This window comes from Planctomycetia bacterium (genome assembly GCA_015075745.1).
Classification (GTDB): Bacteria; Planctomycetota; Phycisphaerae; order UBA1845; family UTPLA1; genus UTPLA1.
Map to the genome: position 1 here is coordinate 2,232,569 of JABTTW010000001.1, position 22,734 is coordinate 2,255,302.

Annotated in this window: 21 protein-coding genes; 14 read left to right on the forward strand and 7 right to left on the reverse strand. The window is 60.4% G+C overall.

What is annotated here, in order from left to right:
• Positions 1-70 precede the first annotated feature (70 nt).
• Together HS101_08775 and HS101_08780 are read left to right on the forward strand one after the other, a co-directional pair.
• Positions 71-3,145 (forward strand): hypothetical protein, encoded by a 3,075-nt coding sequence (locus HS101_08775; GenBank protein MBE7506363.1) that lies wholly within the window; start codon positions 71-73, stop codon positions 3,143-3,145.
• Between the two features lie 149 nt (positions 3,146-3,294).
• Positions 3,295-4,374, forward strand: coding sequence for a PilT/PilU family type 4a pilus ATPase (locus HS101_08780; protein MBE7506364.1), 1,080 nt, complete (start codon positions 3,295-3,297; stop codon positions 4,372-4,374).
• A gap of 194 nt (positions 4,375-4,568) precedes the next feature.
• Here the strand turns inward: HS101_08780 and HS101_08785 are convergent, their stop codons facing one another.
• From HS101_08785 to HS101_08795, 3 genes are all read right to left on the reverse strand, one after another.
• On the reverse strand, positions 4,569-6,383 hold the full coding sequence (locus HS101_08785; protein ID MBE7506365.1) for a cobalamin B12-binding domain-containing protein: 1,815 nt from the start codon (positions 6,381-6,383) through the stop codon (positions 4,569-4,571).
• Between the two features lie 411 nt (positions 6,384-6,794).
• A complete protein-coding gene (locus tag HS101_08790; GenBank protein MBE7506366.1) occupies positions 6,795-8,087 on the reverse strand; it encodes a hypothetical protein in 1,293 nt (430 codons plus the stop codon).
• A 123-nt stretch (positions 8,088-8,210) separates the two neighbouring features.
• Positions 8,211-8,723 (reverse strand): hypothetical protein, encoded by a 513-nt coding sequence (locus HS101_08795; GenBank protein ID MBE7506367.1) that lies wholly within the window; start codon positions 8,721-8,723, stop codon positions 8,211-8,213.
• A gap of 202 nt (positions 8,724-8,925) precedes the next feature.
• On the opposite strand from HS101_08795, the gene HS101_08800 reads away from it, so the two are divergent.
• Complete coding sequence (locus tag HS101_08800; protein ID MBE7506368.1) at positions 8,926-9,534, forward strand: cyclodeaminase/cyclohydrolase family protein; 609 nt, start codon at positions 8,926-8,928, stop codon at positions 9,532-9,534.
• Between the two features lie 16 nt (positions 9,535-9,550).
• Here HS101_08800 and HS101_08805 read toward each other — a convergent pair whose 3' ends face one another.
• The gene (locus tag HS101_08805; GenBank protein MBE7506369.1) at positions 9,551-10,579 is read right to left on the reverse strand and encodes a hypothetical protein; all 1,029 of its coding nucleotides are present in this window, start codon (positions 10,577-10,579) and stop codon (positions 9,551-9,553) included.
• Between the two features lie 234 nt (positions 10,580-10,813).
• On the opposite strand from HS101_08805, the gene nadD reads away from it, so the two are divergent.
• The gene (gene nadD / locus HS101_08810; protein ID MBE7506370.1) at positions 10,814-11,446 is read left to right on the forward strand and encodes a nicotinate (nicotinamide) nucleotide adenylyltransferase; all 633 of its coding nucleotides are present in this window, start codon (positions 10,814-10,816) and stop codon (positions 11,444-11,446) included.
• A gap of 429 nt (positions 11,447-11,875) precedes the next feature.
• Complete coding sequence (locus HS101_08815) at positions 11,876-12,763, forward strand: DUF1571 domain-containing protein (protein ID MBE7506371.1); 888 nt, start codon at positions 11,876-11,878, stop codon at positions 12,761-12,763.
• Positions 12,764-12,872: 109 nt separating this feature from the next.
• Here the strand turns inward: HS101_08815 and HS101_08820 are convergent, their stop codons facing one another.
• Positions 12,873-13,733: a hypothetical protein gene (locus HS101_08820; protein MBE7506372.1), complete on the reverse strand. Its 861-nt coding sequence runs from the start codon at positions 13,731-13,733 to the stop codon at positions 12,873-12,875.
• A gap of 129 nt (positions 13,734-13,862) precedes the next feature.
• Here HS101_08820 and HS101_08825 point away from each other — a divergent pair, with 129 nt between their 5' ends.
• From HS101_08825 to HS101_08840, 4 genes are all read left to right on the forward strand, one after another.
• Positions 13,863-14,579, forward strand: coding sequence for a 16S rRNA (uracil(1498)-N(3))-methyltransferase (locus HS101_08825; GenBank protein MBE7506373.1), 717 nt, complete (start codon positions 13,863-13,865; stop codon positions 14,577-14,579).
• 7 nt (positions 14,580-14,586) lie between these two features.
• Complete coding sequence (locus tag HS101_08830) at positions 14,587-15,489, forward strand: helix-turn-helix transcriptional regulator (protein ID MBE7506374.1); 903 nt, start codon at positions 14,587-14,589, stop codon at positions 15,487-15,489.
• Between the two features lie 97 nt (positions 15,490-15,586).
• Positions 15,587-15,748 carry a hypothetical protein gene (locus tag HS101_08835; protein ID MBE7506375.1) on the forward strand — a complete coding sequence of 54 codons (162 nt, stop codon included), beginning with the start codon at positions 15,587-15,589 and terminating at the stop codon, positions 15,746-15,748.
• A gap of 130 nt (positions 15,749-15,878) precedes the next feature.
• A complete protein-coding gene (locus HS101_08840) occupies positions 15,879-16,295 on the forward strand; it encodes a nuclear transport factor 2 family protein (GenBank protein ID MBE7506376.1) in 417 nt (138 codons plus the stop codon).
• Positions 16,296-16,334: 39 nt separating this feature from the next.
• Here the strand turns inward: HS101_08840 and HS101_08845 are convergent, their stop codons facing one another.
• Positions 16,335-17,651, reverse strand: coding sequence for a homoserine dehydrogenase (locus tag HS101_08845; protein ID MBE7506377.1), 1,317 nt, complete (start codon positions 17,649-17,651; stop codon positions 16,335-16,337).
• A gap of 270 nt (positions 17,652-17,921) precedes the next feature.
• On the opposite strand from HS101_08845, the gene HS101_08850 reads away from it, so the two are divergent.
• The 3 genes from HS101_08850 (at position 17,922) to HS101_08860 (ending at position 20,110) form a co-directional block, all read left to right on the forward strand.
• Entirely contained in the window at positions 17,922-18,791 is an 870-nt protein-coding gene (locus HS101_08850) for a hypothetical protein (GenBank protein ID MBE7506378.1), read from the forward strand.
• A 42-nt stretch (positions 18,792-18,833) separates the two neighbouring features.
• Positions 18,834-19,499, forward strand: a complete 666-nt coding sequence (locus tag HS101_08855) for a hypothetical protein (GenBank protein MBE7506379.1) — start codon at positions 18,834-18,836, stop codon at positions 19,497-19,499.
• A gap of 77 nt (positions 19,500-19,576) precedes the next feature.
• Complete coding sequence (locus tag HS101_08860) at positions 19,577-20,110, forward strand: peptide chain release factor-like protein (GenBank protein MBE7506380.1); 534 nt, start codon at positions 19,577-19,579, stop codon at positions 20,108-20,110.
• Between the two features lie 57 nt (positions 20,111-20,167).
• Here the strand turns inward: HS101_08860 and HS101_08865 are convergent, their stop codons facing one another.
• On the reverse strand, positions 20,168-20,428 hold the full coding sequence (locus HS101_08865) for a YdeI/OmpD-associated family protein (protein ID MBE7506381.1): 261 nt from the start codon (positions 20,426-20,428) through the stop codon (positions 20,168-20,170).
• Between the two features lie 212 nt (positions 20,429-20,640).
• Here HS101_08865 and HS101_08870 point away from each other — a divergent pair, with 212 nt between their 5' ends.
• Positions 20,641-21,627 (forward strand): hypothetical protein, encoded by a 987-nt coding sequence (locus tag HS101_08870; protein MBE7506382.1) that lies wholly within the window; start codon positions 20,641-20,643, stop codon positions 21,625-21,627.
• A 102-nt stretch (positions 21,628-21,729) separates the two neighbouring features.
• On the forward strand, positions 21,730-22,719 hold the full coding sequence (locus tag HS101_08875) for an electron transfer flavoprotein subunit alpha/FixB family protein (protein ID MBE7506383.1): 990 nt from the start codon (positions 21,730-21,732) through the stop codon (positions 22,717-22,719).
• The last annotated feature ends 15 nt before the right edge of the window (positions 22,720-22,734 follow it).

Genomic DNA, 22,734 nt, shown 5'->3' on the forward strand with positions numbered 1-22,734 from the left:
GTGCCCACCGCCATTGCCGATGGGGTCGCAATGGCCCTGCCAAACCTGGGTCCCAACGGGTCATCAAGTCATGCACCTTCGTCGATGCATCCTGCAATTCAACTTGCCGCGTGGTTGCTGCCTTGCGGCGTTGATCATGCTCGCGATCGGGCCTGCCCGCGCACACTCCGCGCAGATTGACTCAGTCTGGTCCGGCGGCGCTGGCATCTGGCATCTGTCAGGCAACTGGAGCCCGGCGACGATTCCGACGAACAGCGCGATGGATACGTACAATGTTCTGATCGACAACTCTGATACCGGCAATTTGTCGATCGTCTCGCTCAATCTCAGCGCCGCCATCGATAACCTGACGCTCGACCTCGGCGACACGCTGATGATCGACAACTCGCGCATTCTGACAGTTGTCGGCGGCATCGGCCGAGGCACCATTCTCAATTCCGGCCACATCATGCTTAACTCGACTGGAAGTTTGTCCGGCATTACCGCAAGTGCCGGGCCCGTGACCTTCTCCGGGGGCGGAACCCTGATGATGTCGGGGAACATCAACAACCGCCTCATCGGAACGTCCGGCGGCTCGTTTGTGAATTTGGACAATTTCATTCAGGGCGCGGGCTTGATTGGCGTAGGCGTCACCGACTTTTTCAACGCTTGGACGATTCAGGCCGACGAGGCGGCAGGGATTATCATTGATCCAGCCGTTAGTCCGTTTGTGAACACCGGCACGCTGCGCGCCGCCAACGGAGCGACCCTCCGACTTCAACAGGGCTCGTTCGCAAACGACGGTGGGCTCATCGAGGCGTTGAACGCGTCGCGGGTCGATCTGACGACGGCGACGGTCACCGGCGGCACGATCTCCACCACCGGTTCGGGGCTCGTTCGCGCCGTCGCCAGTTCAACCAACGTTCTGGCGCAAGGCGTCACGCCGGTCACGAATCTCGGCAACATCGAAGTGACGAATGGCGCGAGTATTCGACTCGTCGGTACGACCTTTCAAAACGCGGGCGACATCTCGCTTGTTTCTTCAGGATTCGCGACCGATCTGGCGGCCGATGGCGGAGTCGTCAATCTGACCGGAGGGGGCGAAGTGGTCATGGGCGACAACGCCAGCAACCGCATCGTCGGCGCCGGCGGTGGTTCGCTCGTCAACGTCGACAACACCATTCGCGGAGCCGGTCAGGTTTGTGCCAACACGATGGACATGACCAACCAGGCGGATGTGATCGCGGACCAGCCGAGCGCGCTGACGATTGATCCAGCGGCAACTTTCACCAACCTCGGAACGCTTGCAGCACAGGGCGGCGGCACGCTGCGATTGAGCGGCGGGCTCTTTGCCAATGAGGCCGGGCTCATCGAGTCGCGGGCGGGCTCGCTCGTCGAACTAAGCGGCGCGACGATCAGCGGTGGATCGCTGCAAGCCGTTGATGGCGGCGTGGTTCGCGTGATCGCCAATTCGAGCTTGAACGGAGATGTGAGCCCCCTTTCCATCGCATGCGCCGTCGAGATGCCTAATAGCGTTGACATCATCCTCCGTGGGTCCATTCAGAACGGCGGGTCGCTCAATCTCAACGCCACCGGCTCGTTCACGGATGTTCAGGCGGCTGACGGCGTGGTGACGCTTTCCGGCGGCGGAATCATCAACATGGCCAACTCGAGCGCTGCCCGAATCATCGGCGTTACCGGCGGCTCGCTGATCAACGAGGATAACACGATCCGCGGCTCCGGGGCGATCGGCTCCAATACGTTGAACATGACTAATCAGGGAGAGATTATTGCGGACCAGTCGGTCGCGCTGACGATTGATCCGGCGGCAAGCCCCTTCGTCAATTCCGGCGTCCTGGGTGCGAGCAGCGGCGGCACCTTGAGTCTCGTCAACGGTGCGTTCGACAATCTGGGCGGCCTCATCGAGGCGCAAAACGCCTCCCTCGTCACGCTTGCGGGAGCAACCATTTCCGGCGGTGAGCTGACCACCGGCGGCACCGGCCTCATCCGCGTCACCACGACGGCGACATTCGACGGGACGGTCAACATTCCGACCAACTCGGGCGTCATTGAGTTTCAAAATGATGCGGATGTCATCTTCCTCAGTGCAATTGAGAATTCAGGCACGATACACCTCGCCTCGATCGCCAGCGTGACGGACTTTGAGCTGCACAACGGGCCGGTCGTGCTCACCGGCGGCGGGCAGGTGACCACGTCGAACCTGGCGACCAATCGCATCTTCGGCGTCTCGGGCGGTTCGCTCATCAACGTCGACAACACGATCTCAGGCTCGGGCAACATCGGGGTGGGCATAACGCCGATCATCAATCAGGGCAGCATCATCGCGAATCAATCCGTCGGCCTCGGCGTGAATCCCGACGGCGCCGTCGGTCTTAACAACCAGGGGACGCTGAAAGCAACCAACGCCGCAGCCATGACCATCGGCGCAGGGCCGTTCACCACGTCGGGCAGCGTCATCGTCGATCCCGGCGCAAACCTGTCTCGATCCGGCGCCTTCACCCAGACGGCGGGCTCGACGATCGTCAACGGCTCGCTCAGCGCGACAGGGCCGATCCAGATTCAAGGCGGCTCACTCTCGGGCAGCGGTACCGTCACGGGTCCCGTCACTGTCAGCGGCACGACGGCACCCGGCACATCGGCCGGTCAGCTCAGCATCAGCGGGACATACACGCAGCAATCGACCGGAACGCTGGCGATCGAGATCGGCGGACCGATGCCCGGCACCCAGCACGATCGACTCGCCGTCAGCAGCGCGGCAACCCTGGGCGGTACACTAACCATCGGCTTTATCAACGGCTACACACCGACGATCGGGCAGACTTTCACCGTTATGACCTATCCATCGCGCACGGACACATTCGCGAACGTTGTCGTCCCATGCCCAGGCGGTTTCGGTGTTGCCGTCAACGTCCTGGCGACATCGGTGCGCGTGGATATCGTCGCGCCGACGAACAATCTCGGCGACATGAACTGCGACTGCGCCGTGAGCTTTGACGACGTGGTGCCCTTCGTCCTGGCCCTGGTCGACGCGGCGGCCTATGCGGGGCAGCAGCCGCTGTGCTCGATCAACAACGCGGATATCAACATGGATACGACTGTTGACGGCAGTGACATTGCCGGGTTTGTCGATTTGCTCCTACCATGATCGCTGTCGCGCCGTCGCGAAGCACGTCGCAGGCAATCTGCAATCAATTGCCAATCAGTGCGTAAAACGTGCATAGGGGGCTTGCATCAAGCAGTCCTTCGCCGGAGAGTATCCCAATAAGGGCAAGCGATTTCCTGAGGAGTGACCGCGTGAACTCAGCTTCCATGCCGACGAACATTATGGAACTCCTCCACTGCATGCACGATGCCGAGGCGTCGGACCTTCACCTCGTGCCTGGCTATCGTCCCATGTACCGCGTGCATGGCGACCTGCGCCCCGCGGGCGAGACAGTTCTCGCGCCAGGTAGCGCGCTGGAGGCCGTTCGTGCCGTTTCATCTTCTGAAACAGCGGACCGGCTGGGCAATACCAACGATCTCGATTTCGCACTCTCGCTGCCCGGTCCGAGCGGCCTTTCGCGCTTTCGCGTCAACGTGTTCGCCAGTCGCGGCGACTTCGGCGCCTGTTTCCGCGCCATTCCGGAGAAGATACCCTCGCTGGGCGAGCTTGGCTTTCCCATCGAGCTGGCGGAAAAGATCACGCGGCTCAACAACGGCCTGGTCCTCGTCACAGGAATCACCGGCAGCGGCAAGACGACGACGCTGGCGGCGCTGATTCAGTTGATCAACGAGCGCGGCGGCTCGCGCATCATCACCATTGAAGAGCCCATCGAATATGTTTACCCGCAGACCGACGGCAGCGTGGTGACCCAGCGCGAGGTCGGGACGGATATTTCCAGCTTCTTCGACGGCCTGCGTTACGGCCTTCGGCAGGACCCGGACGTGCTGCTCGTCGGCGAGATTCGAGATCGCGAGACGGCGCAGCTTGCCCTTTCGGCGGCCGAGACCGGGCACCTGATCTTCGCCACCATGCACACCACCGACGCCAAGGGTGCAGTGACGCGACTCGTGGATCTGTTCCCGCCGGAGCAGCACGACGACATCCGTACTCAGCTCTCGATGAGCCTGCGATATGTCATCGCCCAACATCTGCTCCAGACCGGTTCGGGTGGCCGGCGCGTGCTGGCGATGGAAGTGATGTTTTCGAATTTCCCGGTCCGCAGCGCCATTCGCCAGGGCAAGATTGAAAACTTGGAGTCCGCCATTCAAAGCGGTCGAAAGGACGGCATGTACAGCCTGGACGCTGACCTTCGCCGACTTGTCACCGCGAACCAACTACCCATTGAGGTGGCCCGCTCGTTCGCCAAGGACCCGGAAGAATTCGGGGCCTGATGTGGCCGCGGTCAATTGTGGCTTTCAATCTCTCTATTGACTTGGACTACGGCGAATTAGGTCCCGGCTATCGCCGGAGGAGCGCAACTGCGCACACCCCAACGCTCGCTGCAGTAACGATGCGCCCACTGCCCATCGTCGCTGGCATCCGCGAAAATATTCTTCGAGGGCAGATCTGGTTGTCCGAAGCCCCCCTATAACACGGGGGCGGGGCTTGCCTGGACGACGATTTGGACCAAGTTGTCGTTCGTCGTGCGGGTGATGGTTGATGCGGTGAATCGATCCCTTTTAGGGAATATGCGACGGACGAAACTCTTCACTTTGTTCGTCATGTCTTCTTTCACGGCAGCGAACAGGTTCGCGTGAAAGCCCCCTTGCAAACGGGAAACTCGAGGCGCGGGGACGGGGGCTGCCTGGGTTCGATGCTCGATTCTTAGCAGCGCGGGCTGTTGAAGAATGCCCAGCGTTCGCGTGAGCCAAGTCCAGCACGCGAGCCCCAGGAGGCCGCCACCCTGAAGCCAGAGCACGGGGCGTGACGGTTTAGCTTCCTTGTTGATACGTTTGTACAAATCGCGGGCCATCGCGCGGGTCTCACGGGTCGGCCCCATGAGCATTGCAGGGACGAGCGTCGGGAGCGCCTCGCGGACACCGTTCCAAAGCCGCTCTGCACGTGCACGCAGGAGTGGCGACGTCGAATCGCGGAGGCTCATATAGCCCTCGAACCAGGCGCTGACGAGGCGCATCATCGAAGGGCCAAGCGTCTGGAACTCCCTGCGGTAAAGCTCACGCTGAAGCCCCTCAAGTTCCCGGGCCGTGAAATTCGCATGTTTGAAGTGCATCGCGAATCCATCCCAGCGGCGAAGATCGGGCGCCTTCTGATACTGCGGGAGATAGCGATCTTCCGCCAATACCTGTGCGTGAAACGGCGTACCCGGGAAGGCGAAGTAAATGAGAATCTGCGTCATGGCAGGGCGAAGTTGCATGAGCCGCCCGAATTCGAGCATGACCTGCTTGCGATCCTGATAAGGGAATCCAATGATCATGGAAGACAGGATGGAGATGCCGCGCGAGCGCAGTGAATCATAAATCTCTTCGACGGGCCTCCCCTTGAGCTTGCCGAATCCGGACTCGACACCCTCGAAGCCGGTCCAGATCGTGTCGAAGCCCATCTCGGCGATCTCGTCGGGCGTGAACTGTGAGAGGCCGCGTATGCTGCCGAATCCCATCAGGCTCAGGGGCTCGCCGCCGGCGCGCACGCATTCCAGGAATTCACGGGCCCGCTCCTTGAAGAGGAAGAAATCCTCGTCGATGAAGATGAATCCTCGGAGGTCGTCGCCCTTTTCTCTCGCCGTTCGCTGCATCCCGCGCAGCGCTTCGTAGATATCGCGGCCGGATTTGAGGAAGGGAACGTACTTCCGCTTGAAGAAATGCGATGTGCAGCAGAAGTCGCAACCGTTTGGACATCCCAGCCCCGCCGTCAGGTGACCGACCACGTTCGACGGCTGAAACGAAAAAACGCGCACCGCCGGGATGGGCGCATAGGGATGCGACACGGGCTGATCGCCCGCCTCGCCCAGAAGACGGCGCATGAAGCCGATCCCCTCCTCGCGGCAGACGTGGTCGCAATAAGGCTTGAGCAAATCGTCAGGGAGGACTGTGCCGTAACCGCCGAGGATGATGCTAGTGTCAGGGGCGTGTTTGCGGATCAGTTCCACCATGCGCCGCACCTTATGGAAGGTCGCCACGACGAAATTGATGCCGACATAGTCGTAGGCGTGCGCTCTTAGCTCGCGAATGAATTCACGTTCTGATGGATAGTGCAGCACGGTTGCTGGCGCCGCGATGTTTTCGGCGATGTAGTCGATCGCCCAACAGCGAATGACTTGCCGAAAGCTGAAAAGCCCCTGAGCACGGGTAACCTGGGCATTGAACAATTCGGCGCCGACGGAATCCCCCTCGCCCGGCCCCCCGAAGGGACGACAGACGGTTGAGAGCAGTAGTTTTGACATGAATGAGACTCACCTGACAAGGTAAACATCGTTTGAATACGAATCCGCCGACCGCCCGAACATCGCGAGAAGCAGACTTCCACTCGGGCACATCCGCCGGGAGGACGACAAGGAAGGTCGCTCTGGGCTGACATATTCATACATCTAGATGGAGATGTCAAGAAACATCCCAACCTCGGACAGAAAACAGATCCGATGTTTGAAGCGCAAGCTCTTAATACGGCCCATGCTATGGAAGGCGGTTCACCTGGGACAAAAAGTCTCAGGCCGTGCTCATGTATCCCTCATCCGGACAATAGATCGCCGAAAGGGCCGCGAGCGATCAATTTGATGACGTGATGGTCGATGGCGTTCGGCAGGGTTTCGCAAACTCCGCGGGATTGATTGGGATGCCGGATGAGGTCGCAGTCGTCACATCGTGCCGAAGAGGAGATCCTTGCGGAATGACTGTGCGAAAATCCCGTGCAGTCGGGCGAGGACGTAGTTGCCGTAGAAATAGAACGCCATCACGACGCCCCACGCCACGAGCGCCAGTGCAACCTGTAGCATGTTGCCCTGGCCGGCCCCTTTCATCATCTCGCCGATCTGCGGAATGAACCAGTCGAAGACGATCGCCAGAAAAGCCGAGGCGAACAAGATGCCGTACACCGACAGGAGCAATACAAGAAAGATGTAGTGAACGTGCGTACGGCCGATTGACTTGAACACCCTTATCGGATTGATCGCCTGGCCCACCGAACCGAGTCCGAAGCCCAGGAGGTTCATCGGCACGCCGAAGGAAATGACCAGCATGCCGATGAAAAAGGGAGTGCCGGCGGCGGTGAATATCTCAAGGACTTCGCCTTTTTGAATCTCGGCGACGAGATCGCCGGGGTAGGTGACGAAGAGAATTCCCGTTGTCGCCACGGCATAGTAGGAGAGGAGCACGAAGTATCCGACGAAGCTCTTGCCCCAGGCAGCGGGAGTCCAGCCTAGATTCGGCGGGGCCTGAGTACCGATGACGGTCGCGCGGATCGTGTCCAGAAAGGCGTGCAGGGCCACGGCGGTGTAGAAAAGCACCTCCAGGCCGAAGATGGCCGCGAGGATCCACTGGATTCCCGACAAATCCTGCTCCTTCAGGTCAGCGCCCGGCAGGCCGACATTTCCCTGTGCCATCACATAAGTCAACGCGGTCATGATTGCCACTGGCGCGAGAGCCGCAGCGATGGCGATGCCCGCGGCAGAGCCGAGCCCGGCCAGCGCGGGAATCGGATAAGTGACGGCGGTGGCAAAATCTCCATAGAAGGCGGCCGCACCGCCGCGCGATGCCTTGACCTTGACGAGCGTCTCTCCTTTGACCAGAGCGGGTATGGATTGCCAGCAATGGGAGCAGAGGATGTCGGCGTAGGGGTCCTTTACCTCGGTGGGCTTATTGCAATTGGGGCAGACCCGCACCTTGGCACTGGATTTTTTCTTGGCCTCTTTTTGGGCGGCGACGATCCGGCTCGCTTCGGCCAATTCCCGCTCGTCCATTTCTGTTGACGCGCGTTCGAGGCCGGCGAGACCTTCGAGGTCCAGCTTTGATGCTTCCATCGCGGCGCCGGTGCCGGCCGTCAGCTTGGGAACGGAAAAGGCCCGGCTGCAGGCGGGGCAGCGAATCGCCTTGCCCGCGTACTTGTCGGGGATAGTCAGCTTTTTTTGACATCGCGGACAACGTAACTTCATGGGAGGCTAGACCTTGGAGACGACCTTTTAACGGGCATGATTTGTGTTCATCCTAAGGGAAAGCACGCGGCGCAGCAAAAAGCTCATGCGGACACTGATGCCCAGTCAGGGCCCAAGCGGCGATCAATCAAGGTCGGAGTTTTCTCGGTCGTTCGTGTCGGAGTAGTACCGTCCGACGACTTCGCCATTGTGAATGACAAGCGTTACGGGACTATTCAGGTAACGAGTCGTGGGCCAACAGGTGACGTGCAGGTCGCCGTCTTCAACGGGTGTTGCGCACATTCTCCACTGCGGGGGGAGCATCGAGCGTGATCGCAGATAATCTCGAGACTTCTCAATCGCTGATATCGCTTGCTTCGGTAGCTCGTGCGGCGATGGCTCCGCTTCAGACGTGCGACACCAGCAGGGCTCAGACTCCGTCTTGACGGTCACGATGGCGACGCGGCCCGAGCACTCCAGGATTCCGGCCTTCTCCGGGACCATTTGCGCTACGGCAAGGCCGGGGCTTTCGGCGGGCCGAGGTGCGGCGTCAAGCGGAATTCGCATCCGCTCGTTTGCACGGCAGCCGAAACCCACGATTCCGCAGGCGCCGACCATGCACAGGATCACGAAGCGACACAGGTGATTGCTATCCATTTTCGGCCCATCGATTCAACGGGGCTGCCGCGCATGTATTTCCAAGGCGATTTTTCTATCCTACCGCCTGGTGGCCCGGCCCGTACAACAGATTCTGGACCCGTCCGCGGGATTTATACGTCACCATTGCCAGCTTGGTGCTCGCATCCGATCATCATCGCATATCATGGGGTTGCGTTACCGCCCATACGGAGCCTGAATCGTGACTCAGCTTGACCAGACCGTTAAAGGATTTCTTCAATCCCTCAGTTCCAAAGCCGCCACGCCCGGAGGAGGGAGTGCCAGCGCCTTGGTCGGGGCGGTCGGTGCGGCGCTCTGTGGGATGATAGGGCGCCTCAACGACAAGAAGGACGGCGCGCCGGGTCCTCTTCATGATACGCTCGGCGAGGCGGACCGGTTGCTCGCACGCCTGGGCGAATTGATCGACGAAGACGTCTTGGCATTTGAAGCACTGGCCGCCTCGTGGAAATTGTCGGACGACAGCCCCGAGAACGCAGCCGCAAAGGAATCGGCGGCGATCGCGGCGACACAATCTCCGTTGGAGATCATGGAACAGGCCGTGGCCGTCATGCGCCTGGCCGTAAGCGGGCTGGAGAAGTCCAAGAAGAATTGTCTGTCGGACGCCGGCGTCGCGGGGTTGATGGCACATGCGGCGCTGGAGGGCGCGCGGCTCAACGTGGCGATCAACCTGCCGGGGATCAAGGATGCGGTGGCAAGGTATTCACTGCGAACACGATCGGGCGCGCTTCGAGATGAAGCGGCCGCCTTACGCAAGCGGATCGACGCGCTGATTGACGCCAGCTATGGATGAGCGAGGGGTCGGCGTTTTATCGCCGCGTGGGCATCAGTTTTTGCTCCAGACCACAGTGACGCAGCGCCAGGCTCTTGGCAAGCTGGTCGATGTCGTCAGTGACACTTGGTCCGGCCTGATTGATGATGCTACGCGCAATTTCCGGTGTCATTTTCAGATTCCATTCATCACGAAGCGTCTCACCCGCTCGCGGCATGACGTTTTGCTTGTCGATCACCCCACGGACACTGCCAACCAACACTGACCATTGATCATTTGGAACATGGTCGATTCTTTCGCTGGATGGGCCAAGCCCGCGATACCAGTTTCCGAAAAGTCCCAGTCGTTTGACATCCGCAGGCTTCGCCGTATGCGCGATGACCCTGCGACCCATTCTGGGATCGGGCGCAAACATGCACCCCGCGAAGACGACGTCAGGCTCTCTGAGCTCGATCGGATACATATTCCCGGCAATGACGCAGTTCGTAACCAAACAGAATCCGCCTTCAAGCTTCGGCGTGCGGTAGGTCACGTTGGAAAAAACGCAGCGGTCGATCCGGGCCAGGTTGTCTATATGAGCTATTCGGTCTTTACTGGTCCATATCAAAAGGCCCTGCCCATAGACGCCTACCGGCATTGAAAACAAGCAGCGCTCGTAGTTAATGCGCCGGGTGCTCAAGCCTCCGCAGCCGGCCATATCGTCGGCGCAAATTGCGAAGCTGCACCGCGAGACCGTCACGTCCTGGCAATCGGAGATCACCAGACCTCGACCGTCCATGCCGTCCGACTTCATGATCTCGCGGGCAATCGTTGCGAAGTCATCACCGCCATGATGACGATGGGCGAAGTTCTCATGACGAATTAAACTGCAGTTTATGTAAGCAAGCTGATCGCCGACCAGATAGGTCGGGCCCGGCTTGCTGATGAGGGAAAACCGATTGACGTTCTTAACGGCCAGCGCCGTGGACAGGCGGATCGTCCAGCCTTCGGGCGGCGTCTCAATCGTGACGGTCTGACCGTCAGCGGCGTTCTCAAGCGCCTGCCTGAATACGGCCTCGGGCGGCATCCTGAGAATGACGTCTTGGGCTGAGCGTGACGGCGGAGGAGGCAGAAAACAAAACGAACACGCAGCAAGAATTTGTAAGCAGGAGAACAGCGTGTACACCCGGGGCATTATCGAATCGGGCATGATCTCCCGCAAGCCGTGACACGTAGTCAAACCAGCCGCATTGGAAGAATATGTTGGGACCGACAAAATCAGTAGAATTGGGTGGAATGACGGAAAGGCGCGCGTGAGACGATGGATTCTCGTCCGACATCAACTTCGGTCGGCCTCTTTGGCGGGAGCTTCGATCCCATTCACTTCGGCCACCTCATCTCCGCGCGAAGCATTGCCGAGCAGCTTGGATTGGAGCGGATCGTGCTGATTCCGTCGGCACGGCCGCCGCACAAACTGGGCGGGGTTAAGACGGCGCCGGAGCACCGGCTGGCAATGGCAAAGCTGGCCGTGGACGGCGATTCGCTATTTGACGTATCCGACATTGAGCTTCACCGCGAGGGTCCGAGCTATACATTCGACACGGTCGGGCAATTTCGACAATTACTTGGCGATAATGTGAAACTCTGTTGGCTGATCGGCGGCGATACGCTTCCGGAACTGCCGACGTGGTATCGGGTGCGTGAGTTGGTTCAGTTCGTGCGGATCGTGACCGCCACCCGGCCGTCGTGGAGCCCGCCGGCGGCTTCCGTTCTGGAGCCGGCAGTTGGTCCAGACGCTGCCGCGGCGCTTTTGAAGGACTGCATTCTGACACCGAGGATAGATATCAGCGCCACAGACATCCGCGCCCGAGTCCGAGATGGGCGCAGCACACGATACCTGCTTCCTGAGCCCGTGAGGTCCTATATTGAGCGCAACGAGCTATACCGGCCGTAACATTTAAGGGGGAGGAGAATCTCTTCGTAACCTTCTTTCTGGCAGTTCATTAGAGATTGGTAGATATGCACCCCAAGTCGCAGTTGCGGCGTATAAACAATTTGACCGGTCAGTGGTCTTAGGCTAGGCTATTTATTGGAGAGGTCTGTATTTGCCGCCCGGACCCGTAAAGGTCGCAAGGACGGCTGGCCATGGCGTGGGGCCGTGCAACCCTCTTCGCCGGGAGCAAGGGAAAGCCCCCCGGCAGCACTGGGAGTTCCGTTTGCGCCGTTGGAATGCGGTGAACTTGGTTAACGCCCGGAAGACACGGGACCGATGATGATGAAAGAGGCGTCGTCCGCAGATTCGGACGACCGGGCCTGTGGGCCCTGTGCGAGGCGGCAGCCCGCATCCGCTTCGAGCCAATGAAAGGTATCTGGTAAGCGCTTCATGCCCAGAGATCCCAAGCAGTTTACGCAGCGTCGAATTCAGTTGGTTGTCGGTGCTGCATTGGCAGGCATCCTGTACCTGCAATTCTCGCTGACCGAGGAGAATGAGGTCGTGGTTGGTCCGCGCTCTCCCATTGTCATGGCGGCGACGATCACCCAGGATCCATTTGAGACGCTGATTCGCACCCGGCCGCTGGAAGCGCTGATCCGTTCCCGGCAGGAACACGCGAAGCAGGTACCGGATTACAAGTGCACGATGGTTAAGCAGGAGCTGCTCCCTTCCGGCATGAGCGAAGAACAGGAGATTGACGTCCTTTTCCGTCAGGAGCCTTACAGCGTCGTTCTGACATGGCGCCGCAATCCCGGCCTTGCCGAGCGGGTGGTTTATGTGAAGGACCGGTGGATCGACGAGGACGCCGACAGCCCCGAGGAACGCGACCTGGCTGTGTGCCAGCCCGGCCCCATCGCCCGATTGCTGGTCAAAAGTCTCAAGCAACCGATTCACGGCAAGCTGGCCAGAAAGACTTCCCGGCGCTTCATTGATGAGTTCGGCTTTACGCGAGCGCTGGACCTGCTCATCAAGTATTGCGAGATCGCCCACGAGAGCGGCGATTTGAAGCTCGTCTATTGCGGCGAGACGCGGTTTGATGGACGGCCCGTCTGGGTTGTTCGTCGCACGCTTCCCTACACGGGTCCCGATGGCCTTTATCCCGACCGAACGGCGGAAGTTTTTATCGATAAGGAATACCGCGTTCCGGTCGCCGTTTACTGCTACTCGGATGACGCCAAGGAAACCCACAACTTGCTTGGCAAGTACGAGTATCGAAACATTCGGATGCGTGCCGGGCTCTCCGAATCCGATTTCGATCCCAAGACCTACGGTATGTAGGCCCCCCACCGCATGCTGATTTCATTTTGAAAACAGATTTGAGGAGCAGTGATGCTTCCGCCTTCGTTGCGCGCCCGTGGCTACCCGCGCCTGTGAGCTGAGCGTTGGCTCAATTTGCGTAGGGGCCGACATGCTCGAACGGGTTCGATTGCAGAAGCTTTGGAAGGAAGATCGCCGCGACACCCATGATGAGAGAGATGAGGCCGATCAGGCCGAGAGCGAGCTTGGTCGTGGCGCTTAATCCGGCGAAGGGCTTGTCGATAAGTACGAGCACCGCAATTGTCGCCTTCACCGGAGCGAGGGCGATTGCCTTTGTCATGCCGAAGATGAGCCTGGGAAATCTGCGCCAACCGACGGATCGGACCACGATTGGCGCGGGCTGGTCCACGGTTGTACCGATGGCCTGCTCCGGAGTCTTGGGTTGATCGGAGACTTTCGCGGCGGGGGAATCCGGCGGTTCGAGAACGATGGTCGCTCTTGCCTTTTGCCTCGCAGGGGCAACGGACTTTTTCTCCGCGGTCGCCGCGAGCTCGATTAAAGGTCGGTCTGCCGGGAATCGCTCGTTCGACTCTTCCTTGATGAGTGTCGGCTTTTTGGTTGACGGTGCATCGCCGCCCGTTAGCTTGCCTTCGCCCTTGATTACCAGCTCATTGCCCTTCTCTGAATCTGAGGGCTTTTCCTCGTCAACGGTCGCGTCGGGGACTTCCACGAGATGGGAGTCGTCCCCCGTCTGTCGCTTCAGCTTTTCAACGTGGGCTGCGGTCTCCTCCAAAGCGGCGAGGGCGTCCGGTTTGTCGGGGAACGGAGTGGCATGAAGCTCTTTTGGCTCGCGCTGCTCGTCGGCAACGCCGACTCCGGACGAGATGTCGGCGACCAGGGACTCGGCCTGATTCAGAAGGCGCTCCAACTCCTCGGCGCCGACCGAGATGGGTGAATCGTCAGGAGATGGTGTTTGCTCTTTGGGGTCCATTTTTCTTCGCGCGGACAAGTATCGTTCGACACGGCCGGCAGTTTCTTATCGGCCCCATGATTAAGAACGCTCAAGGCGTTTGGGATTGCGCATCTTGTGCCGGACGAGGGCTAAGTGGAATATGGCTGTATGGCCACGCGCAGATTCCATGTGACAGACGTGACGCCGGGGCGAATCAGGGTACAAGGGGCCCAGGCTGCGCACGGGCTGAAAGCATTGCGGTTGGGAATCGGCGATGAAGTCGTCGTTTTTGACGGCAACGGGGCCGAGGCCACGGGCAGGATCACTGAGATCGACCGGGAGGCCTTTGAAATTGAGGTGACATGCCGAGGTGCCCCTACGGACCAGCAACGGCTTTGCCTGACCATCGCGACCGCGATCCCCAAGGGCGAACGGGCCGATTGGATGATCGAAAAGTGCGCGGAACTCGGCGTCAGGCGGCTCATTCCCCTCGCATGCCAGCGAAGCCAGGTTCGCCCGGGGGCCGCGAAGCTGGAACGCTGGCGGCGCAAGGCGGTGGAGGCGGCAAAGCAATCGCGACAATCCACGGTGATGGAGATCGGACAGGAATGTCCGATTGGGGAGTTCGCGGCTCAACTGTCGAGTTCGTCGCTCCTACTTTTCGGAGACGGCGGCGCGGTACAATCCATGATTGATGTGCTGTCGAACCGTGCTGCGGAGGATGACTGTATCACCTGCATCGGGCCAGAGGGCGGGTTTGACGACGATGAACGGGAGTTGCTACGGTCGCAGGGAAGCATTCCGGTCCGCCTCGGCGGGACAGTCCTGCGAGTAGAGACGGCGGCGGTGGCGGCGGCGGCGATCTGGGCGAGTTGGGCGCGTTGACGACGATATGGCACAAAGCCTGAAAACCCGAACGATCTTTCGGAGCGCGACGACCTATGTCGGTGACGTGCGGTGCCGTCCGACCGACGGCGGATGCAGCTGCGAGGAAGTGTCGCACGTGGACGACTTCGCCTTTGTGCGGCGCGGTATGTTCATCAAACATGTAGGTAAGCGGGGATGCACCGCGAATCCCAATCACGTCGTTTTTTTCAACCGTGATGAGCCGTATCGCGTGAGCCACCCGATCAGGGGCGGCGATGATTGCAGCGTTTTTTCGATTCGGCGGGACGTCCTGGCCTCGATCGTCGCCGAATTCGATCCGTCGGCGCCGGATCGTCGGTCATTGCTGTTTAGGTCGGCAGATGCCGGCTGCGATGCCGCGCTGCATATGCGCCACCTGAGGCTGCTGAGCGAGATCGAGCGAGGTAATCTGACGGATATCGCGGTCGAAGAGCAGGTACTCCTATTGGCGCGCGAAGTGATGCGACAGTCGTCGAGCCGCTCATCGCAGCGATGCCGAGCCGTGCGAACTGAAACCCGCCGATCGCGCGCCGATTGCGTTGAGGAGGCTAAGCGCGTCATTTCCGCCGATTTCCGAACGCCGCTGTCTCTGGACGAGCTATCGCGCCGGGTTCACGCATCGCCCTATCACCTGTGTCGCATCTTCCGCGACGTCACTGGGCGGTCGATCCACGCCTACCGCAACGATCTTCGACTGCGATTCGCCCTGGACCGTCTGGCCGAGGGTGAGCAAGACCTGACAAGGCTGGCGCTGGAACTGGGCTTCGCCGACCACGGACATTTTTCGACTGCATTTCGCAGGACATTCGCCATTTCGCCCTCTCAATTTCGACTGATCGCCTCGCGGAAGGCGGTGCGCGAAATGAGCAGGAATCTACAAGTCTCCTGATCCGCTTTCTTCTATCTTTGGGTCATACCGGTGCGGGACCTGCGTTCATGTGGACCAGGAGATTCCGCACGCCGCGAAACACTTTTGAGGTGCCGCGATGAGCAAGGCTGCGTCGAAAGAGAAGTGTCCGGTCTGCGACTATGACCTCGATGAGTCGGCGATCAAAGCCAAGGTGCAAGGCCGCGAGATTCGTGTGTGCTGCGAAGAATGCCGCAAGGCGCTGCAGGCGTCGCCGGAGAAATATGCTCGTGGCAAATAACCATTGTCGCCAGGCGGTGGGCCGTGCCCGGGCACTTGCGATTCTTAACACCGCAGTAATCGTTGTTGCATGCGCCTCGTCCGGCTGCGCGATCAATGGACAACCCGGCGTTGACGAAGGTGGAAAACCCATGACAAAGCAGTGCGATGCCACGGACGAGAAGGAAATCGTTGCCCACATTCACGGGCTTTTTCAGGCATACATCAAGAAGGATCGCGAGACCATTCGACACGGGCACACCGCCGACTGGCGCGGATTTCAGACTCGCAGCACAAGAATCGTGCGGGGAATCGAAGAGTACATGCAGGCCGCCGACCGCATACTCGAAACGATGGAAGGCATTCGCTACGAATTGCACGACGTGGAAGTGCATATCTATGGCGACGTCGCGGTGGTCTATTACGTGGCGAGTTACTGGGTCCGCGGCAAGGACGGCAACGAACAACTCGTCCCCCTGCGCTCGGTGGACATCTATCGCCGCGAATCCGGGGGATGGAACCAGTGCGGCTCGAACATCAGCTTTGTTCCGCCTCCGGTCGAATCCTGAGCCAAATCTGTGTGCCCACCTTTTCATGGAATAGAGCAGCTAGTCGCCGACCTCTTCGAGCAGCGGGATGCAGATCGGGCGGCAGGCGACGGCTTCGAGGTTGGCCATGGCGTCGAGTGCTTGCGACATGGCGGCCTGGCGGGCTGGGCGCGTGGTGATGATGACGGGAACCGAGCCGTTACCCAGAGCCGCGTCCGGCTCGTGCTGAATGAGCGATGCGATGCTGATGCCCTCCGCGCCGAGAACGGTGGCGACTTTCCCGACGCTGCCGGGGCGATCGCGAAGGCTGATGCGCAGGTAATAGGCCGAGATGTTTTCTCCGGGGGAGCTATAAACGGCCGCAGGCGTCTGGTCAGGCAGGACGGTTAGTTGATCGAACGTCCGCCTGGCGTTGCCCAATGCGACGTCGACAATGTCGGAAACGACGGCGCTGGCCGTCGGTGCGCCGCCGGCGCCACGACCGTAGAGCATGACGTGCCCGACGGCATCGCCATAAAGACTGATCGCGTTAAAGGGGCCGGACACACTCGCCAGCGGATGCGCGTGTCGCACAAATGTCGGCCTTACAGAGAGATCAATTCCGTCGCCGATTCGTCGGGCAATGGCGAGGAGCTTGCACGCGTAGCCAAGTTCCCTGCCGGATGTGAGGTCGAGCAGCTCGATGTCGGAGATGCCTGCGACGGCGATTCGATCGAGATCGCACGACTGGCGCATAGCGATGGACGCAAGAATGGACAGCTTGTGCGCCGAATCAATGCCGTCGACGTCCAGTGTCGGATCCGCCTCTGCATAGCCGAGTCGCTGAGCCTCGTCGAGGGCGTGGGGATAGCTCGCGCTGTTATCAAGCATCCGCGTCAGGATGTAATTGCACGTGCCGTTCAGGATTCCGTACACCGCATCAATGCGGTTGCCGATGAGGCCGCGACGAACTGATTCGATCAGCGGAATCCCTCCGGCGACCGACGCCTCGAACGCGACGCACTGATTGCCAAGGCGCGCCGCGGAGAAGACCTCGCGGCCGTGCATGGCGAGCAGAGCCTTGTTGGCAGTCACGACGCTCTTGCCGGCGGCCAGCGCCGCAAGGGTCACGCGCTTGGCTTCGTCCGTTCCGCCCATCAACTCGACCATGATTTCTGACTTGGGATCGGTCAATGGCGCAGAGGCATCGGCAGTGATCATTGCCGAGGGGATCGTCACGCCGCGCTTCTTTGCCGGGTCGCGGACGACGACGTGGCGAATCTCGAATTTCAGGCCGGTGCGGCCCGCCAGGCTTCCGTCTGCGTCGAGCAGAATGCGGACCACCTGCTCGCCGACGGTTCCACATCCAATCAAACTGATTCCGACTACCCGCGACATTTCGGCTCCTGTATTGGCGAGGCTATCTTCGGCGGAGAGGCCCGACTTGTGGAGGTCCATGATCGGTTTGGGGTCGGCCGTTTTTGCCGGGACACGTCGTACCCTTTTGGGCGACGTCTGAGGGCAGGGCATAGCCTGATCTAATCCCAGCAAGCGCATTATCTTAAATGTCAGTGGTTCCCATAAAGTTGACGGGGCGAATGGCCGATAACGGGTATGTTGGTTGCGCACAGTGCAGCGCTCGCCGCCGGTCGGCTGCAGGAGGCGTTCATGATTGAGAGACCCGAAAAACTGAAAGCCCGCGACGCTGAGGTCGTGCCGGAAGCGTTTGAGGATGACCACTTTGACGACGACGCGACCGCGTCCGAGGCGAGCGCCCCGAAACACGATCTGCCGCAGCTCAAGCTCCGCCGCGCTGACCACGACGACGAAGACATCCCGTCCGATGACTCGGAAATGGATGAAATCTCCGATTCGGATGATGCGATCGACGAGAACGATCGCTGGCCGTGGGACCACGACCTCGCCGAAGTGGCCGTAGATGACGATGACCAGTCGTCTGATGAAGAATCCGAGATCGATTCATTTGACGACGACGAAATCGCAGGCTCGAACCCTCTAATGTCTCAGCAGGACGAAGATCACGTCGCCATGTCGGCCGTCGCGGCCGATCTGGAGGACCACGCCGCGATAGAGGATCTGATTCTCTCGATGCCGATCGTGCAGACGCCGATCGAGGAGTCGCTGGCCGCCTTCGCCCGGGGACTGGAATCCGACGGCGACGACACCCCAGAATTGATTGAGACGTCGTTACAGGCGACAGGCCCGACACCCGCGGTCATCATTGAAGCCGCATCATCGACCAACGTAGCCAATGAATCAGGCTCTCGGGGGCGGTCCACCACCGTCGAGAGCGGCCTCGCCGGATCAACCGCTGTGCAACCCACTGTAACACCCAAGCGCATCGGAAGCGGCGAACTCGTTCCCGTACGACTGACTTGGCGACCGGGCGATCCATTCGGCGATACCGGCGAGTCGGGTGTGCGCCGATTTCGCTGGGACTTGATGCTGACCTCGGCAGGGGTCACGGCGGCTTGCGGTCTGGCGTGCATCTGGTTGTTGCGGACGCTGCTTGCCTAATAGCAACCGACGAGCGGGGCCCGGCCCGAGCCCTGACACTTGATGAACATCTATCTGGACTCTCAGCCGCTCGCCACCAAAAGCCTGGACAGTCATGCAACGGTACACGCCGCTCTGGAGGCGGCCAAGCACCAGCTCACCAGCACTGACCTGATGGTCTTCGGCGTGAAGTGCGACGATCAGGAAGTCTCGCCCGAAGACCTTGAAAAAGTCCTCAGTATGCCCGCTGCGCGGTTCTCTCGCGTTGAATTTATTTCCGGCCATCCCAGTGAAGTGGTGCTTTCCGCCCTTCGGCAAACGCGGCTTTCTCTGGCCGATTCGTTCACCGGCGTGAAGCAGGCGTCGGAGTGTTTGTCGAAAGGACGAGTTGCGGAGGCGTTCGGAGCACTGGTACGATGCCTCACGGTCTGGGGCCAGGCGCATGAAGCGGTCGTGCATGGCATGGCTCTCTGCGGGATTGATGCCGAACGGCTGATCATCTCCGGCCGGCCGCTACTCGACTGGCTGCAGGGGTTGGCCGAACAGCTTCGCGGCCTAAAGGGGGCTATTGAGTCGCGCGACCACGTCCTGCTCGGCGACATTTTGCAATACGAGCTGGACGATACCCTCCGGGGCTGGGAAGTGATGCTGGACGGTATCATCTCCCACGTCGAGCAGGGATTCAGCTCGCCCCCGTCGAAGCGACCCGAAGCGGCGGTATCGCCCTAGCGAATTCCACGAGTCCACTTCTCACCATTCCAGCCGCATTTCACGTTTTCCATCCTCGCGGATTATGCTCAACAACAATGAGTTCCATCGCGAATCGTGATCGATGGCTGGCGCAGTCCGACGCCGAGTTGCTCGCGCAGTGCGAAGTGGACACCTATCGCGCCAGCGGGCCGGGCGGCCAGAAGCGCAACAAGACCAGCTCAGCCGTGCGGCTGCGGCATGGCCCCAGCGGTCAACTGGTCATCGCCGAGGAGAGCCGATCGCAGCATGAGAACAAGGCCAAGGCGCTGCGGCGTCTGCGCAAGGCGATTGCGCTGTCGATTCGCATTGAGCTGCCGACCGATTGGAGACCGCCGGAGGTGGTCGCGAAGTATCTCACGGGCGCCGGTCGATTGGAGATATCCACGAAGAACGAAGATTACCCGCCGCTTATTGCCGCGGTCCTCGATGTCGTCGCGGCGTGCAAAGGCCAGATGCGCGAATCCGCCGAACAGTTCGGCATTACAACTGCTCAGTTATCGCGGTTCATTCAGCGTGACGGTAAGCTGATGGATGCGGTGAATCAGATTCGCAAAAGCCAGGGGTTGAAGGCGGTCGTCGGATCGCCTTGAAATGATAAGCCCCGACTCCTACATCAAGCGCTTGCCCGCTGAGCAGGACAGGATCAATTATTGCAGCCGCCTCTCGCGCGTTTCCTCCTGCGTCGCGGCCACGACCCACCATGCCATTTTCTGGCGATAGCTTGGCGGCTGCGCCTCAAAGAAGTCCCATGCGACCCAATTCTTCTTGAACACCTTGATACTCGCCGCATCCAGGGCCGCCTGGCGCGATTGGTACGTATAGCTGATCGATTCCGGAACGGGTCGTGCATTGAACGCGACTCGCCCGTCGGCGGTCATTCTTCCGGCGACCTCCAGATCTGCGACCATGCGAATATTCACCGCGCTGCATGCGCTCCTGGGCCTTCTTGTGGTTTGCCTTCAGCCATGCTCGAAATGCGGCAGGCGAGGTGAAGAATCGGGGCCTGGCACTCATATTTCGTATCTTAACGAGTGCGGGCGAGTTAGAGCCGAAGGCGGCTCCTCGGGCCGACGTTACCGATTGCCCGGCGGACTGTACAATTCCGCTAAGGAAGCAACGCATGAATCGAATTAGCCATATCTCCTGTCTGTTGACGGCGCTGACGGCCTCGGGGCTTTCGACTTCTTGCGCGAATGATAAATCGCCGGGAGTTATCGAATCTGTCGCTTCGTCATCACCCGCGAGCGCTCAGCCGCCTTCGATAGCCGACGAGCAGCCTCGCGACTATCCCGGGCTGCACAATGTCGTTGCCTATCATGAGGACTGCTATTCCGGCAGCGTCCCAGAAGGCGACGCAGGATTCGACACGCTGGCCTCGCTCGGAGTGAAGACGATCATCAGCGTGGACGGCGCGGAACCGGAGCTTACCCCCGCGAAGGCACGGGGGATTCGCTACATCCACCTGCCGATTGGATACAACGGCTTCGACGACGAACGAAAGTTGCAGCTCGTGCGCGCCACGCGCGACGCGATGCGAGTCGGTCCGGTCTATCTGCATTGCCATCACGGGAGACATCGCAGCGCCGGCGCTGCCGGAACCATCTGTGTAAGTCTGGGCTGGGCCACCCCCTCGAAGATGGTCGAGCGGATGAAAGTCTCTGGGACATCGCCGAATTATCGCGGGCTGTACGCCTGCACTCGCCGTGCGACCGTCATTCCTGCCAGCGCGATCGACGCAGTCCCGCCGGACTTCCCAGAGGTGTCGCACCCGGCGGGCTTTGTGAAGGCAATGATCGAGCTCGACGAAGTCAACGAGCGGCTCAAGTTGATCGAGAAGGCGAATTGGCGAGTTCCCGACAGCCATCCCGATCTTGTGCCCGCCGCCGAGGCGGGACAGATGGCCGATCTGTTTCGACTACTGGCCGAAGGGGACCGGGCAAAAAGCAGACCCTCAGGCTTCGCCGCCGAGCTGCGTAACAATGAGTCGCTCGCGGTGGCGCTTGAAGGAATGCTTGCGGGCGGCGATAAGGACGGGAAGAAGCTCTCCACCCAATTTGCACGCATCGCGGAAGGCTGCAACCACTGCCACGTCAAGTACCGCGATTAGGCCCCCAATCGATTGATCGCCATTCTGCATGACCTGCTTTGCGGGGTCTGAATCGACCCCTTATCATGCCAGCCTGACAACCAGCTTATCAGCGAGGACATCATGACCAAGGACATCTTCGTCTTTATAGAGCAACGAGGGGGCGTCGTATTGCCTGCCGCGATGCAGGCCATCACCGCCGCGACGCAGCTTGCGGGAAAGACCGGCGGCAAAGTCGTCGCGGGGATCATCGGCCACAGCCTCGGCGCGGTCGCGGACAAGCTCGACGGCACCGGCATCGCGACGACCTACGTCGCCGATGCGGACGCGCTGGCCAATTACAACGCCCTGAAGTATTCGCGAACCCTGGCCGGGATGATTCAGAAGGCCGATCCACAGATCGTCCTGATGGCGGCATCGTTCATGGGTCGTGACATCGCCCCGCGCGTCGCCGTGCGACTTAACGCCGGTCTTGCGACGGACTGCACCGAGCTGGACGTCGAAGGCTCCGGCGCGCTGGTCGTACGCCGGCCGATTTACAATGGCAAGGCATCGTCGCGCGTCCACTTCTCGCCAACGAAATTGCAGATCGCGTCGGTTCGACCGAACACATTTGCATCGCCGGCAGGCGGTGGGGCGAAGGCGGAGCGCGTGGAGTTTCCATTTGTCGCGGACCCGACGGATGATCGGCAGGTCACAAAGGAAATTGCCCGAACCGGCGGCAACGAGAAAGACGTCTCCGAGGCGGCGATCGTCGTCTCCGGCGGCCGCAGCCTCAAGAGCGAGGAGAACTTCAAGATCATTTACGACCTGGCCCACGCGCTGGACGGTGCGGTCGGCGCCAGCCGCGCCGCCTGCGACGCAGGCTATCAGTCGCACTCCCGGCAGGTCGGCCTGACCGGCAAGACCGTAACCCCGCAGCTCTACATTGCCTGCGGCATCAGCGGGGCGATCCAGCACCTCGCCGGAATGCGCGGCAGCCGCTGCATCGTCGCCATCAACACCGACGCCGAGGCCCCGATCTTCAAGGTGGCCGATTACGGCGTGGTCGCCGACCTGTTCAACTTCGTGCCGCTGCTGACGGAGGAAGTGAAGAAGGTTCGCGCACATTGAGTCGGTCAACCGGAT